The sequence below is a fragment of the Burkholderia sp. Z1 genome, assembly GCF_014893795.1.
Lineage (GTDB): Bacteria > Pseudomonadota > Gammaproteobacteria > Burkholderiales > Burkholderiaceae > Burkholderia > Burkholderia theae.
Map to the genome: position 1 here is coordinate 3,192,013 of NZ_JACFYL010000002.1, position 15,394 is coordinate 3,207,406.

The following is a 15,394-nucleotide window of genomic DNA, read 5'->3' on the forward strand; positions in this document are numbered from 1 at the left end:
TGACCGCTCCTTAAAAACACCGAGCATATACACTCGATCCGACAAGAAAAATCCAAGAGTTTATTGTGGATGATAATTTTTTCTTGTCACCCGGCATTCCGCCCGAAACCCCGCGTTTCCTTCGCGATCGGACCGCTCACCCATGAAGCTCAAGCAGCTCGATGCCTTTCTCGCGGTCGCCGAGCACCGCACCATCCGCGGCGCGGCGCGCGCGCTCGGCGTCACGCAACCGGCCATCAGCAGCATCGTGCGCGAGCTCGAACTCGAGCTGGGCGTGCCGCTCGTCATGCGCAGCGTCAAGGGCATCGCGCTGACCGATTACGGCAGCGCGCTGGCAATTCGCGCGCGGCTGATCGCCGAGGAGATCCAGCGCACGCGCGACGAAATCGAGCAGTTGCGGCTGGGCACGACGGGATCGGTGTCGATCGCGGTCAGTCCGACCGTCGCGCTGACCATCCTGCCGCGTGCGTTCGACGCGTTCACGCGCGATCTGCCCGGTGCGACCGTGAACGTCGACGATGCGCTGACCGCGACGGATCTCGCCCGGCTGCGCGACGGCACGCTCGATTTCATCGTCACGCATCAGTTGTCGAACGCAATGCCGGACACCGACGAATTCGCCAGCATTCCGTTGTTCAGCACGGTGTTCGCGGTCGTGGCAAGAAAACGGCATCGGCTCGCACGCGCCCGCTCGCTGCGCGAGCTCGGCGATGCGCAATGGTGCGTGCCGCGCTACGGGGAGGAAGGAGACGATCTGGTCCGCTCGATCTTCATGCCGCTCGGTATCGACATGCCGAAGCGGGTGATCCACTGCCCGTCGTTTGCCGCGACGCTGGGGCTCGTGTCGCAGACGGACGCGCTCGGCGTATTCGCCCGGCCGCTCGCCGACGTCGAGCACAAGTCGCGCGGGATCGTCGCGCTGAATCTCGTCGAGCCGCTGCCGGCATTGACGGTCGCGATCGTGATGCGGCGGCATGCGTTGCCGACGCCGGCCGCGCTGCATTTCATCGAATGCCTGAAGGCTGCGTCCGCAACTATTTCTGGCCAGGACGACGGCCGGTGACGGAAGCCGGCGACGCGGATGTCGCGCCGCCGCTGCTCAGCGCACGTGCACGCCGCGCAGCTCCGTCAGCAACGCAACGAGACGATCGATGTGCGCGTCTTCCGTGCGCCACGACGACACGCTGATCCGGAACGCCGGCCGCCCCTGCCACACGGTCGCGCCGAACCACACGTCGCCCGAATCCTGCGCGGCCTCGCGGATCGCGACGGTCTCGTCGTCGGTGCCGGCGCGCACCAGCACCTGGTTCAGCACGACGCGGTTCAGCACGTCGTAGCCGGCCGCACGCAGGCCGTCGGCGACACGCGAGGCCTGCGCGCAATGCCGCTCGATCATCGTGGCCAGCCCGGCACGGCCGAGCGAGCGCAGCGCGGCCCACACGGGGATGCCGCGCGCGCGCCGCGAGAATTCGAGGTTCAGGTTCTTCTGCGAGTCCTGCGCGCCGCTCAGGTAAACGGCATCGCTGTTCATCGCGGTGGCAAGTGCCGCTGCGTCGCGGCAGATCACCATCGCGCCGTCGTACGGCGTGTTGAGCCACTTGTGGCCGTCGGTCGTCCAGCTGTCAGCGCCGTCGATGCCGTCTGTCAGCGCGCGCTTCGACGACGCACGTGCCCACAGGCCGAACGCGCCGTCCACGTGCACCCAGGCGCCGGCCGCCTTCGCCCGCGGAATCAGCGCCGCGAACGGATCGAATTCGCCGGTGTTCACTTCGCCGGCCTGCACGCAGAGGATCGTCATGTTGTCGAGCGGCGGCAACTGCGCCGGATCGATGCGGCCATGTGCGTCGACCGGCGCGACAACGATGCGCTTCATCCCGAAGCCGAGCACGCGCAGCGCTTTCTTCACCGTGATGTGCGCGAGTTCGGAGATCACGACCTTCACCTCGGGCGCGCCGATCAGGCCGTCCTCATCGATGTCCCAGCCCTTGCGCGCGAGCAGCGCACGCCGCGCGGCCACCAGCGCGACGAGCGTGCACGCCGTCGCGCTCGTGCCGAAACCGACCGCGCTGCCTTCGGGCAGCGCGAGCGCGTCGACGACCCAGCGCGCGGCCTGGCGCTCGAGCGTCGCGGCCACCGGCGAATTCGCATAGGACGATGCGCACTGATCCCACGCGAGCATCAGCCGCTCGGCCGCCGCCGCGGCCGGCAGCGTCGCGCCGATCACGAAGCCGTAGTAGTTCGGGCCGTTCGACGCGACGGTCGCGGGCGAGCCGTTCTCGTCGAGCAGGCGCAGCCCGTCGTCTGCCGGGCGGCCCGCATCGGGCAGCGGCTCGTCGAACGCGGCGAGGCCGGCCAGCGCGGCCGCGTCGGGAAACGCGCGCCGCTCGTTCGTCGCGGCCAGATACGCGTGCGCGCGCCGGTCTGCGTCGGCCAGCAATGCAAATTCGTCCATGTCGGTTGCCTCGGTCAGGGTCAGTCGAATCAGAGTTGCGAGAGATCGCGGCCGAGCTGCTGCAGCGCGGCGTCGATCCGCTTGTAGTACGTGAACTTGCCGACGCGGGTCGCACGCACGAGCCCGGCATCCGCGAGGATGCGCATGTGGCGCGTGGTCGTGGCCGGCGCAATGCCGAGCTTCTCGGTGATGTATGTACAGCACACGCCGAGCTCGTCGAAATCGCCGTGCGGTTGCGGCGGGAAATGCTTGCGCGGCTGCTTGAGCCAGCGCATCACGGCCAGACGGCTTTCGTTGGCCAGTGCGCTGATGCGGGTGACGTCGTCCATGGGGTGCGGTTTCGTTTGACGTTTTGAATATTAGCTAAATGACGAAATGTGGGCAAGCGGGGCGAGCGATGCGTTAGAGTATCCGCCATTCATCGAACAACAAGATCATTCATTCCATCGGGGCCATTCATGATCGATCGAAAACTGCGACAAGCGCGCGTCGTGGCAGCGCTGGCTGTTTCCGTATTGCTGGGCGCATGCGCGACCGCTTCGGATTCCAAGCCGCGCCCTATTGTCGGCCCGGCCTACCCGTTCATGCAGTTCAGCGCGCATCGCGCGCTACTGACCGAACCTGTCGTGAACGGCAACTTCTCCTCAACCCAATGGCGCTTCGTCGACAGCGAACGGCACACATCGACGGATTTCCCATCCGGTGCGCAAATCGAATACACGACGTTCCGCAGTGACGATCCCGATACGATCGTGATTTATGCCGGACAGGATTCATCGAACCGATGCAAAACCGGCGTCGCCAAGGACAAGGCATGCCCGCGCCTGTTCATCTGGCTCTCGACCGATGGCGGGCAGCATTTCCTGCGCCGGGCAATCGACCTGCCCGCGCTCGCTCACTCCATCTATAGCAACGCCGGCAAGCACGGCGGCACGCCGCCGTTTCCGGTGCCGGCGATGGTCGTCGAGCGCGGCATCCTCTATGTCGCGACAGGCGGTGATTCAAAGCCGCTCGTGCACATGAACGAGCGAGGCGACCTGACCATCCTGTCCACAGGCGAGGCCGTCCAGAGCGATGACACCATCGGGCGCGGCTATACCTGGCCCGCCGGCATCGAACTGCTGCGGTACTACGACAGGATCGGACCGCTGAAGCGCGGCCCCGTCTATCTGTTCGCGGTCACCTTGCCGGCCGCGACACAATCGCCGCCATACGAACCCGCGACGGCCGTGACGCCGGACACGGACGCGCCAGTCTGCACCTATCGCCGCATGCGCAAAGCGTCGAGCGCGCTCCCGAACCTGACGGCCGTTGCGCTCATCGGCAACAAGATCGACCGTGCGCCCGCGCTCCCCGACTACGTCGTGCCGACAAAGATGCCCTACCCGTCGGGCGATCTCTACTACGCAAGCATCAGCGAAACCAGCCGCGGTGAGTTGATCGACAAGTGGCGCAATGTCTATCCCGAGTGGACCGCCGCACAGCCGCCCGTGAAACGGTTCGCGCCGCGCGCCCTGCTGAAATCGCGCGCGGCCGAGATTGACTGCGGCCCCGACTACACGTCGCGGTGGGACTAACGCGGGCCTGCGGTCACGCCCCCGCGAGCGCCTGCGCCAACCGCTCGATCAACGCGCGCACGCGCCGCGGCTGCACGGCGCTGCCCGGATAGACGATCTGCAGATCAACGTCACCCGGCGAGAACGCGCGCAGCACCTCGACTAGCGCGCCGGACGCAAGATCCTGTTCGACGTCGACCAGCGACTTCAGCGCGACGCCGTGCCCTGCGACGCACCACGCGCGCACGAGCGCGCCGTCGTTGGCAACGCGCCGGCCGCGCACCATCACGCGCGTCAATTCGCCATCGATGTTGAACGGCCACTCGGCATACAGGTCCGGCCCGAAACGCATCACGATGCAGTCGTGCGCGGCCAGATCGTCCGGATGCCGTGGCGTGCCGTGCGCGGCGAGATACGCGGGCGACGCGCACACCACGCGCCGTGCACGGCCGAGCGAACGGCTGCGCAGCGAACTGTCCGCGAGCGTGCCGCGGCGGATCGCAAAATCGAGCCCCTGCCCGACGAGATCGACGTAACCGTCGCCGAGATGCAGGTCGACCGTGACACCCGGATGCTCGGCCAGGAACGCGTCGACGACGGGCACGACACGCTCGCGCCCGAGATCGGCCGGCGCGCTCAGGCGCACGGGCCCCGACAGCGTCTGCGCGCCCACGCGCACGCGGCTTTCGAGTTCGTCGGCCTCGGCCAGCAGGCGCCGCGCGCCCGCGACGAGCGTGCGGCCCTCGTCGGTGAGGCTGATCGCGCGCGTCGTGCGCGTGAGCAGCGCGGCGCCGTAATGGCGCTCGAGCGCCGCCAGCCGCTCGGACACCGTGGCCGGCGACAGGCCAGCCTCCCGGCCCGCCGCAGCCAGACCGCCCTTCTCCACGATGCGCAGGAACAGCGCGAGGTTATCGAGCAACATTGTTCGCCTTATCCGAAGGATATTTTCGAAGTCTGCCCAATTATCTGAAATATCCGCAAGCGATACAGTGTGATTCCGCCGCCGAGCGCCCGTCCGGCACGCGTCGGGCTTCGACCATCATTCAAGGGAAACGCACATGGAATACCGTACGCTCGGCCGCTCCGGCCTCAAGGTTCCCGCGCTGAGCTTCGGCGCAGGCACGTTCGGCGGCAGCGGCCCGCTGTTCAGCGCATGGGGCAACACCGGCGTCGACGAAGCGCGTCGCCTGGTCGACATCTGCCTCGAAGCCGGCGTCAACCTGTTCGACACGGCCGACGTGTATTCGGACGGTGAATCCGAACGCGTGCTCGGCGCGGCGATCAAGGGGCGTCGCGACCAGGTGCTGATCTCGACGAAGACCGGCTTGCCGACCGGCGACGGCCCCAACGATGCGGGCACGTCGCGCGCGCGGCTCGTGCGCGCCGTCGACGCCGCTTTGCGCCGCCTGGACACCGACTACATCGACCTGCTGCAGTTGCACGCGTTCGATGCGGGCACACCGGTCGAGGAAGTGATGTCGACGCTGGACGATCTCGTGCGCGCGGGCAAGCTGCGCTATATCGGCGTGTCGAATTTCGCGGGCTGGCAGATCATGAAATCGCTCGCGGCGGCCGACCGGCACGGCTGGTCGCGCTACGTAGCGAACCAGGTCTACTACTCGCTCGTCGGCCGCGACTACGAATGGGACCTGATGCCGCTCGGCGCGGACCAGGGGCTCGGCGCGCTCGTGTGGAGCCCGCTCGGCTGGGGCCGGCTCACCGGCAAGATCCGTCGCAACGCGCCGCTGCCCGAAGGCAGCCGCCTGCATGAGACGGCCAGCTACGGGCCGCCGGTCGACGACGCGCGCCTGTACGACGTGGTCGATGCGCTCGACACGATCGCGGAGGAAACGGGCAAGACCGTGCCGCAGATCGCGCTGAACTGGCTGCTGCAGCGCCCGACCGTGTCGTCGGTGATCGTCGGCGCGCGCAACGAGGAACAGTTGCGCCAGAACCTCGGTGCGGTCGGCTGGGCGCTGACCGATGCGCAGGTCGCGACGCTCGATGCGGCGAGCGCCGTGGAAGCGCCGTATCCGTACTTCCCATATCGCCGGCAGCAGGCGTTCGCGCGGCTCAATCCACCGATGCGCGGCTAAGCCGTGACGCACGCGTCCATCGTGGCACCAGAAACCGCGACCGTCATGGGCCTACCCAGCCCGACCCGAACTTCCTATCGTTGATGCCTGCGTCGTTGCCGGCCGAGCCGGCAACACGTCCAATCCTCATCGAAAGGTTCGCGCACATGAACGCTACCGACGCCGGCCTGACCGTACGCGCGGTCCGGGAAGACGACTACGACAACTGGCTGCCGCTGTGGGACGGTTATAACCGCTTCTACGGCCGCTTCGACGATACCGCGCTGCCGCTGCAAGTCACGAAGCTCACGTGGTCGCGATTCTTCGACGGTTACGAACCCGTGCATGCTTTCGTCGCGGAACGTGAAGGCAGGCTCGTCGGGCTCGTGCATTTCCTGTATCACCGCAGCACGACGCATGCCGGGCCGACCTGCTATCTGCAGGATCTGTTCACGCTCGACAGCGAGCGCGGCAAAGGCGTCGGCCGCGCACTGATCGAGGCCGTGTACGACGCCGCGCGCCAGCATCGCGCCGAACGCGTGTACTGGCAGACGCACGAGACGAATCACACGGCGATGCGGCTCTATGACACCGTCGCGGGAAAAACGGGGGGCGTGGTTTACAGGAAGGAGCTGACGCGGTGAGCGCGGTGGGTGGTCGACTGAGTGGCCGCGATCAATCCGCGAAATTCTCTCGAAGCGGATTAATGGGTGTAAATGGGGTATCGAAATGGCGACCGGTCTTGCGCCAACATGACTGGCGTCGGCGAGCCTTGGTAGCCCGAGGGATACAAAATCTTCCTTTTCATCGGTTTTTGTATCCCCAAGGCTACAATCAGAACCGATCTGGTAATTTTTGATGCCCTGGGCTGCGAATGACAACACTGGCCGATGTTGGAGAGATGCTGAGAGAGGCCCGACGTACGGCAGGTCTTTCGCAGCAAGAGCTGGCAGAGCGCGCCGGTGTCGCGCGTACGACGGTCGCCCGCATGGAAACGCTTGCGCGAGGCGACATGAGCGTATCTGCGCTCGTCCGCCTCCTCGAGGCAGCCGGCTATGACCTGCGAACGGTCAAGCGCGGACATGTACGCACGTTGGAAGACATCCTTGCTGAACAACGCACGATGGGAAACTCGTGACATGCGCCTTCACGTCTACGAGGTTCAGCCAACACGAACAAGTCCAGCCCCTTACGCTTGACTCACCCCACCGGCCGCGCCTTGATCCACAGAAACAACGGCACGCGCGCCCACTGCTTCAACTGATCCGTATCGGCATGGTCCGGCGGCGGTTCGCGCAGCGACACGATCGCGAACCCGGCCGCTTCCAGCGCTTCCATATACGCCTGCAGCGGCAGCGACCAGCCCGCGAAGTGCATCGACAACCCGTCGCGCGCCTCCACGCCGTCGAAATGCTCGCGCCCGTAATAGCTGCCCTTCAGCACGAACGGCGCATCGGGTTGCGGCCCCGCGAAACCGCCGCGATCGCGGAACGGGTGCACGAGCGAAATGAACAGCAGCCCGCCCGGCTTCAACACGCGGCGCGTCTCGTTCAACGCGCGTTGCATATCGTCGAGATCCATCAGCACGTTGTACGCCATCACGAGATCGAAGCTGGCCGCATCGAACGGCAGCGACGCCGCGTCGGCCAGTTCGTAGCGATGCGCGGAATCCGCGTGACGCGCGGCGTCGAGCATCGCGGGCACCGCGTCGCTCGCGGTCACGTCGTAACCGAGCGCCTTCAGCTCGCGGCTCACGCGGCCTTCGCCGCAGCCGATCTCCAGCGCGCGACCGGTGCCGCGGCCGATGTAGGCCGCGAGGCCCACGCGGTATTTCCAGAACGCATCGTGGCCGGGCCTGCCGGCCCAGTCGATCCATTGGCCGGCCACCTGCGTCCAGTGGGCGGTGATCGGTTTCGTGTCGGTCATGGGCGCTCCTGATCGGGTTCGTCATCCGTGCTCGGGTTGCGCATGGTAAGCCGAAGCGGCGGAACGCGTGAGCGGGTTCCGTTTCCCGAAGCGACGGCATACAGTAATACGAGTTGGCACAAGCGCCGCGACGAGTCGTCTTCGTTCGACGGCGCACACCCGATCCCGAGGAACCGTCATGCCGCCCGTCCCCATCGTTTCGCCCGATCTGCCCCCGAGCCCCGTCGCGGCGGAAACGCGCATGGTGCACGACGTCGCGACGCTGAAGCCGTCCGACTATCGCTCGGCCGACGGCCAGTCGTGGGTCATCGCCGATATCACGCCCGCCAAGGACAGCGGCGCAGCCGTGACGGGTACGTCGTATTTCGACACCGCGAAAGGGAAGACCGTCCCGGTGCCCGATGCGCGCCGGCGTTACGCAAACCGGGGCACGTGGCAGGTCGTCGCGAGTTCGAGCTCGTCGGTGCCCGCGACGGGACACTACGACTGGTTGACGCTCGCGTGGCTGCCGATCAATCGGCGGCCGCTGCCGCAAACGCCCGAGCATCTGTATTCGCCGTTCATTCGCGGCGGCACGATCGTCTATCGATGGAATCCGGCGGCGGAAGGCGGTGAGCAGTTCGGTGCGGTCAGGATGATTTTTCCGGAGTGGAAGCAGCAGGTGGCGGAGGCATTGCGAGCGGCGCCGGCCAGTGCGTCCCGCGCGAATCCCCTCGATCGCGTGAGCCAGGACCGGAATCCGATGACCGCCGTGCTCGACTTCGGCGATGCGCTGCGCGACGAACCGGTGGACAAGATCGTCACGCAGTTGCCCGGGCTGATGCGCGTGAGCGATCTGCACGAGTTGTCGGCGCTGGTGTTTCTGTGTCTGTCGACGTCGCGCGACGAGGACCGACCGCGTTTCGTCGAAGCGCTCGATGCGTCGATCGCCGGCATCGACGACAACGCACGTCTGCTTGCGGTCGCGTACGGCGCATTCGCGGCGGGAAGGTCACGGCCTTATCCGTTCAATGATGCCGCGCAGACCGCTCGCATCAACGGCGTATTCGCGACACTGAGACAGCGCACGTCAGCGCTTGAGTTGCCGGTCGGAGAAGGTACGCCGTGGTATGAATTCTTCACTGCCTACAGGCTAGGCGCCAGGGTGGCCGACAAGGGCTCGTGACAGGCGGGAATCGTCCGCCTTGCCCGACGCAGATTCCGGTGCTCGCGCACCGGTCGACAACCTCCTCCCGCCGCCGCCCCCTTCCAATTTCCCCGAGCGATATCCGCCCATCAAATGCGGCAAACACGCCGCGCGCGACACACGGCCGAATCCGGCTCTTTCCGACCGCTCCTCCCACATTCAGACCAGTCAGATTTCGAATCAGACCGATCACATAGGAGTGCGACCAACGCATCCATAAAATTCGTTCGTCGTCGATCGCATGACCGTCGATACAGGACCACACGATCCACCGTCCACGATGTGCGCGAGAACGTGTGATTCGCCACCTTTATACGAACCATTCGACTCAAAATGAAAAAGGCACTCATCTCCCTCACCGCTATCGCCCTGCCCGCCTTCGCACCGCTGGCACACGCCGCCGACGGCACGATCAACTTCACCGGCGAACTGATGGCACAGACCTGCACGATCGACGTGAACGGCACGGTCACGCCGGCCGTCGCCACCGTCACGCTGCCCACCGTCTCCACGGGCAAGCTGACCGCGTCGGGCGAAACGACCGGCCAGACCGGCTTCGTCGTCGGCCTGAAGAACTGCTCCGGCCCGGCCACCGCCGCATCGGCGTTCTTCGAGAACGGCCCGACGGTCGATCTCGCGTCCGGCAACCTGAACACGACGGCCGGCGCCGGCGCCGCGACCAACGTGCAGCTGCAACTGGTCGACGCATCCAACGGTTCGACGATCAAGGCCGGCAACACCGACCAGAACACGAACACCACGCGCATCGCGCTCGACACAAGCGGCAACGCGAACCTGCCGTATGCAGTGCAGTACTACGCCACCGGCGCGACGACGGCCGGCTCGGTCAACAGCTCGGTCACGTACTCGATCACCTATCAGTAACGCGAACGTCGGCGGCGGCTCCCACCGCCGCCGCCCCGATCTTCAGGAGAACCCGATGAAACTGGCCCGATTGACTCGAACCACCGCAGCATGCATCGCCGTGCTGGCCGCCATGACGGCAAACGCGAGCGTCGTGATCACCGGTACGCGGGTGATCTACCCGGCAAGCGAACGCGAAGTCACGGTCAAGCTGAACAACGACGGCAAGGTGCCGGCGCTCGTTCAGACCTGGATCGACGACGGCGACGAATCGGTCGACGCGCAGAAGCGTGCGATGCCGTTCAGCCTGACTCCGCCGGTGTTCCGGCTGGACCCAGACAAGGGCCAGACGCTGCGACTCGCCTATACGCATGACCCGCTTCCAGACGATCGCGAATCGGTGTACTGGCTGAACGTGCTCGAGATTCCGCCGCGCGCGAAAGCAGAGGATGCCCGCAACGTGCTTCAGATGGCATTCCGTTCACGCATCAAGATTTTCTACCGGCCCGCCGGCCTGCAAGGCGATGCGAACGATGCGCCGCGCAGCGTCACGTGGACGCTCGCGCCGTCGAAGGACGGCAAGCACGTCGTCGTCCGTGCGGACAACCCGACGCCGTACAACGTGAACGTCGCGAAAGCGAGCGTCACCGTGAGCGGCAAGGCCTACGACAGCCAGGGCGGGATGATTCCCCCTCGCGGCAGCCATGAATTCGTGCTCGACGACCTGCATGGCACGCCTTCGACACTCACGCCGATCCGCTACGAAACCGTAAACGACTACGGCGCGATCGTGCCCGCCGTGTACCCGCCCGATTCGAAGTAACGCGTCGCGCCGCCAGCGGCCGACGATCGATTCCTTCTCCCGTTTTCCTGATACCGAACCGGCCGCGACACGGCCGGACGGGTATCGCTTTGCCTCGTCCATCGCCATGAACCAAGCCCATGCACCGTTGCCGGATTCGACCGGCCTGTCGTCATCGCTGACGCGCTTCTGCGTGGCGGTGCTGCTCGCGTTCGGTGCGGCAGAGGTACAGGCAGCGAACGCGACCGCGTTCGATGGTGACGCGACGACGCACGACACCTTCGAACAGGACGATCCGAAAACTGCCCGCCGTTCGGCGCCGGCGCAGGCGGTCGAATTCAATTCGGACTTCCTGTCGCCGCAGGCGGCCAGCACCGACGTGTCGCGATTCGAAAAAGGCAATCCCGTGTTGCCGGGCTCGTATCGCGTCGACCTCTATCTGAACGGCCGCGCTCTCGGGCGCACGGGCGTCGACGTCAAGGCGGGCACCGATCCGCAGCGCGGCCGCGTCTGCATGACGCGCATGCTGCTCGACCAGATCGGGCTCGACTGGTCGAAGGTCGATGCGCAACGGCTGCACGCATTCGATGCAGCGGATCATTGCGTCGAACTCGCGGAACTGGTCGACGACGCACACGCCGATCTCGACACCGGCGAGCTGCGTCTCGACCTGAGCGTGCCGCAGGCGGTGCTGCGACGCACGCCGCGCGGTTACGTCAGCCCGGAACTGTGGGACGCGGGCGTGACGGCCGGCGTGCTCGGCTATACGTTCAACGCGTACCGCACCGATGCGAGCGGCGCCGCGAGCAACTCCGCCTATCTCGGCGTGAACGCGGGCTTCAACCTTGGCAAATGGCACTTCCGGCACGACGGCGCGATGAACTGGCAAAGCCGCTCGGGCAGCCAGTACCAGAACATCAACAGCTACGTCGAACGCGACCTGCCGTCCATCACCAGCCGGCTCACGCTCGGCGACGGCAACACGACCGGCGAACTGTTCGACACGCTGCCGTTTCGCGGCGCACAACTCGCGACCGACGACCGGATGCTGCCCGACTCGCAGCGCGGTTATGCGCCGATCATCCGCGGCATTGCCGAAACCAACGCACGCGTGACGGTCCGGCAGCGCGGCTCGGTGATCTACGACACGCCGGTGTCGCCCGGCCCATTCATCATCGACGACCTGTATCCGACCGGGTACGGCGGCGATCTCGAGGTCACGGTGACCGAAGCCGACGGCCGCGTGCGCAAGTTCGCGGTGCCGTATGCGTCCGTCGCGCAACTGCTGCGCCCCGGCATCTCGCGCTTCAGCGTGACGACCGGCCTGATCCGCAACGAATCGCTGTCGTTCAAACCAAAACTGCTGCAGGCGACTTATCAGCGCGGGCTGACCAATCACCTGACCGGCTATGGCGGCGTGCAGGCGAACGAGTACTACGCGGCCGTGCTGACCGGCGTCGCGGTCGGCACGCCGCTTGGCGCGCTGTCGCTCGACGTGACGGGCGCACGCACGCGCTTGCCGAACGAATCGCAAGCGGGCATCAGTGTGCGCGTGGGTTACAGCAAGCTGTTCGAGGAAACGCGCAGCAACGTGTCGGTGGCCGCCTACCGGTTCTCGACCAGCGGCTTCATGGACATCGCGAACGCGATGCAGACGACCGACGCGGTGCGCGAAGGGATGTCGTCCGACGCGATTTCGCGGCCGCGCAACCGGCTGTCGATCACGTTCAACCAGGCGCTCGGCGACCGCTGGGGGCAGCTGTTCGTCAGCGGCTTCACTCAGGATTACTGGAACGCCAATCGCAAGGACGTGCAGTTCCAGGGCGGCTACAGCAACCAGTACAAGTCGCTCGCGTACACGCTGTCCGCCAACCGCGTTCGCAATGCATACGGGCAGATGGACAACCAGTTCATGGCGAACCTGTCGATCCCGCTCGGCAAGTCGACGCGCGCGCCGCAGTTCGGCGTGAACGTGACGACCCAGCCCGGCGCGGGCACGACGACACAGACCACGCTCGGCGGCGTCGCCGGCGCGGACAACCAGTGGAGCTACGGCGCGAGCGTGTCGAACGGCCCGGCAGGCAGCGGCACGGCCGGCACCGTCAACGGCCAGTATCGCGGCGCGAAGACCACCGCGCAGGCCGGCTTCGCGCTCGGCCGCGGCTACAACAGCACGTCGGTCGGCCTGTCGGGCTCCGTCGTCGCGCATCCGGACGGCATCACGCTGTCGCCGTACAGCGGCGATACCGTCGCGGTCGTCGCCGCGCCCGACGCAGCCGGCGCGCGCATTCTCGGCTACGCAGGGCTGTCGCTCGACGGGCGCGGTTATGGCGTGGTGCCGTACCTGACGCCCTACCGTCTCAACGAAGTCGCGATCGATCCGAAAGGGCTCTCCGCCGACGTCGAACTGAAGACGACGAGCCAGCTCGTCGCGCCGCGCGCGGGATCGGTCGTGATGATGCGCTACGACACCGTGAAGGGCCGCGCGGTGCTGATCGATGCGACGCGAGCGGACGGAGAAGCGCTGCCGTTCGGTGCGGATGTGGTCGATGCCGACGGCAATTCGGTCGGGGCGGTCGGTCAGGCGGGGCGGATCTTTGCGCGGCTGGCGGCAGACAACGCGACGCTGGCGGTGCGCTGGGGGCTGGCGAACGATCAGCAATGCACGATGCGTGTGGCGTTGCCGGAGATCGCGGATCGGAAGAACAAAGGCAACGATATCGAGCGCGTGCAGTTGCCGTGCGTGTCCCATCCTGACGCCGCGCAGCGCTGACGTGCGGCGAGACTATCTGGAGTCCGAGATGAATCTACTTACCCACATCCAGCGGTTTTCTGTCCGGTTGATGATCGTATGCGCGGGCATGCTCACGGCAACATCCACTCATGCCCGGACGTGCACCTACAATCCCGCCAATCCCTATGGAAACGGCCCGGGCACGCTCGTCACGCCGCTCAACATCAACGCACTCACTGTCGGGCGCGACGTTCCGAATGGAACCGTCCTCTATCGGCAAACCGTTACACCGATGGGTCTGGCTATTGATTGCACAGGATCGAACGACACGATCAATGCCCGCTATTCGCTACCCACTACACCGTTGCCCCTGTCGAACTGGAATGGCAACCTTTACCCCGGCCGCGTCTATGAAACCGGCGTGCCGGGTATCGGCATCGCGCTCTGGTACGCGGGCAACGCGTTTCCTTACAGCCGACTCGTTTGCGGCGGCGCGACCTGCCAGATCGGTGGGCCCTATGCCGCCTACTTCGACATCAGTCTGATCAAGATCGGCCCCGTATCGCCTGGTGTTATCCAGGGGGCGAACCTTCCGTCGTTTCAGGTCGATTACGCATCTGACAACGTCTTGCCGCTGATTCGTGGAAGTTTCATCGGCAGCATCAATATCGTCTCGAGAACGTGCACAACCCCGGACGTGAACGTCGACATGGGCCAGCACCAGACCAAGGCGTTCAGCGGCTCGGGCAGCGCGACACCATGGAAGGATTTCAACATCCAGTTGCAGAATTGTCCGGCGTTCCTCGGCGCAAGTGCGTATACGCGAACCACTGACACGGCGACCGGCTGGAGCCGCGAAGTCGTCACCGCGACTCCAAACACACTGGGCTTCTCGCTACAGCCGACCACGACAATCGTCGATCCGACGCAAGGCATCGTCGCGCTCAAGCAAACGACGTCGGGGCCCGCTGCTGCAACCGGTGTCGGCCTGCAGATCGCGAACGCGTCGAACCAGCCGGTATCGTTCAACTCGACGATGTCGAGTGGCATCACGCCGACCGCGACACCGGGTGCGAACTACAGCATCCCGCTGCGCGCACGCTATATCCAGACCGGCAGCGCCGCGCCGACGCCGGGGCCGGCGGATACATCGGTGATGTTCACGATCAACTATCAATGAACGCGTCGCCAGATTCAGATTGGTCAGATGGGCGAATCGTCAAACGCGTCTTACACTTTTCCTCCATAACGATGAGCATCGCCCGTTCGCGTGGCCGCGCGAATACGGCGATCAGCGATCACGATAGAAGTCGCCGTGCTCGCCGGATCAACGCCGCGAGGATCAAGTGTCGAAAAACAATCATCTGGAGCTTCAGCAGATCCTGCTCACCTTCGCCGGACTGACCGACGCCCAGCGCCAATTGTTCATCTCGCAGATGAACAAGTACCTGCTCGCGTCGAGCAGCCAGCGCAAGCAACTCGTCGAGCAGTGGCGGCATCTGCTCGAACCGGCGGCACTGCCGCGCGACGCGTTGAACGACTGATCGATCCGCGTCGTTCCGGCCGTCGCTCCGCACATCATTCGACCTCTCACCCGCCCACGCCACCTCCGTTCGACGGCGGCCCGCATCCGACCCCGCCGGGAAGGCCGCGCATCGGGCCGCGCAGCGCTTCGGCATCAGTCTTCATACCTGTATCGATCTGGTCCGAACCCCGAAATTCAGACTAGTCAGATCGGCATTCTGACCGATCACATATTCAGAAATTCCTCGAAAAAATAACCTATCCCTGTCGATCAA

15 protein-coding genes are annotated in these 15,394 nt (G+C 65.6%); 11 read left to right on the forward strand and 4 right to left on the reverse strand.

Annotation, left to right across the window (positions count from 1 at the left end; translation table 11 throughout):
• Positions 1-142: 142 nt before the first annotated feature.
• Positions 143-1,063, forward strand: coding sequence for a LysR family transcriptional regulator (locus H3H55_RS31205; RefSeq protein WP_193101672.1), 921 nt, complete (start codon positions 143-145; stop codon positions 1,061-1,063).
• A 36-nt stretch (positions 1,064-1,099) separates the two neighbouring features.
• Here H3H55_RS31205 and H3H55_RS31210 read toward each other — a convergent pair whose 3' ends face one another.
• Both H3H55_RS31210 and H3H55_RS31215 read right to left on the reverse strand, forming a co-directional pair.
• Entirely contained in the window at positions 1,100-2,452 is a 1,353-nt protein-coding gene (locus H3H55_RS31210; RefSeq protein ID WP_193101674.1) for a pyridoxal phosphate-dependent decarboxylase family protein, read from the reverse strand.
• A gap of 29 nt (positions 2,453-2,481) precedes the next feature.
• Positions 2,482-2,781, reverse strand: coding sequence for an ArsR/SmtB family transcription factor (locus H3H55_RS31215; protein WP_129516314.1), 300 nt, complete (start codon positions 2,779-2,781; stop codon positions 2,482-2,484).
• A 129-nt stretch (positions 2,782-2,910) separates the two neighbouring features.
• On the opposite strand from H3H55_RS31215, the gene H3H55_RS31220 reads away from it, so the two are divergent.
• Positions 2,911-4,029: a hypothetical protein gene (locus H3H55_RS31220; RefSeq protein WP_193101676.1), complete on the forward strand. Its 1,119-nt coding sequence runs from the start codon at positions 2,911-2,913 to the stop codon at positions 4,027-4,029.
• A gap of 13 nt (positions 4,030-4,042) precedes the next feature.
• Here the strand turns inward: H3H55_RS31220 and H3H55_RS31225 are convergent, their stop codons facing one another.
• Positions 4,043-4,930 (reverse strand): LysR family transcriptional regulator, encoded by an 888-nt coding sequence (locus H3H55_RS31225; RefSeq protein WP_193101678.1) that lies wholly within the window; start codon positions 4,928-4,930, stop codon positions 4,043-4,045.
• A 136-nt stretch (positions 4,931-5,066) separates the two neighbouring features.
• Here H3H55_RS31225 and H3H55_RS31230 point away from each other — a divergent pair, with 136 nt between their 5' ends.
• The 3 genes from H3H55_RS31230 to H3H55_RS31240 all read left to right on the forward strand — a co-directional run bounded on the left by H3H55_RS31230 (position 5,067) and on the right by H3H55_RS31240 (position 7,221).
• The gene (locus H3H55_RS31230; protein ID WP_193101680.1) at positions 5,067-6,104 is read left to right on the forward strand and encodes an aldo/keto reductase; all 1,038 of its coding nucleotides are present in this window, start codon (positions 5,067-5,069) and stop codon (positions 6,102-6,104) included.
• A gap of 146 nt (positions 6,105-6,250) precedes the next feature.
• Positions 6,251-6,727 carry a GNAT family N-acetyltransferase gene (locus H3H55_RS31235; RefSeq protein ID WP_193101682.1) on the forward strand — a complete coding sequence of 159 codons (477 nt, stop codon included), beginning with the start codon at positions 6,251-6,253 and terminating at the stop codon, positions 6,725-6,727.
• Between the two features lie 230 nt (positions 6,728-6,957).
• The gene (locus H3H55_RS31240) at positions 6,958-7,221 is read left to right on the forward strand and encodes a helix-turn-helix domain-containing protein (RefSeq protein ID WP_193101684.1); all 264 of its coding nucleotides are present in this window, start codon (positions 6,958-6,960) and stop codon (positions 7,219-7,221) included.
• 62 nt (positions 7,222-7,283) lie between these two features.
• Here the strand turns inward: H3H55_RS31240 and H3H55_RS31245 are convergent, their stop codons facing one another.
• Positions 7,284-8,009, reverse strand: a complete 726-nt coding sequence (locus H3H55_RS31245) for a class I SAM-dependent methyltransferase (RefSeq protein WP_193101686.1) — start codon at positions 8,007-8,009, stop codon at positions 7,284-7,286.
• 178 nt (positions 8,010-8,187) lie between these two features.
• Here H3H55_RS31245 and H3H55_RS31250 point away from each other — a divergent pair, with 178 nt between their 5' ends.
• The 6 genes from H3H55_RS31250 (at position 8,188) to H3H55_RS31275 (ending at position 15,139) form a co-directional block, all read left to right on the forward strand.
• Positions 8,188-9,174: a hypothetical protein gene (locus tag H3H55_RS31250; RefSeq protein ID WP_193101688.1), complete on the forward strand. Its 987-nt coding sequence runs from the start codon at positions 8,188-8,190 to the stop codon at positions 9,172-9,174.
• A 354-nt stretch (positions 9,175-9,528) separates the two neighbouring features.
• On the forward strand, positions 9,529-10,080 hold the full coding sequence (locus tag H3H55_RS31255; RefSeq protein WP_193101690.1) for a fimbrial protein: 552 nt from the start codon (positions 9,529-9,531) through the stop codon (positions 10,078-10,080).
• 55 nt (positions 10,081-10,135) lie between these two features.
• Positions 10,136-10,882 (forward strand): fimbria/pilus periplasmic chaperone, encoded by a 747-nt coding sequence (locus H3H55_RS31260; RefSeq protein WP_129516306.1) that lies wholly within the window; start codon positions 10,136-10,138, stop codon positions 10,880-10,882.
• Positions 10,883-10,988: 106 nt separating this feature from the next.
• Positions 10,989-13,634: a fimbria/pilus outer membrane usher protein gene (locus H3H55_RS31265; protein WP_193101691.1), complete on the forward strand. Its 2,646-nt coding sequence runs from the start codon at positions 10,989-10,991 to the stop codon at positions 13,632-13,634.
• 28 nt (positions 13,635-13,662) lie between these two features.
• On the forward strand, positions 13,663-14,775 hold the full coding sequence (locus tag H3H55_RS31270; RefSeq protein WP_193101693.1) for a fimbrial protein: 1,113 nt from the start codon (positions 13,663-13,665) through the stop codon (positions 14,773-14,775).
• Positions 14,776-14,941: 166 nt separating this feature from the next.
• Positions 14,942-15,139: a hypothetical protein gene (locus tag H3H55_RS31275; protein WP_193101695.1), complete on the forward strand. Its 198-nt coding sequence runs from the start codon at positions 14,942-14,944 to the stop codon at positions 15,137-15,139.
• The last annotated feature ends 255 nt before the right edge of the window (positions 15,140-15,394 follow it).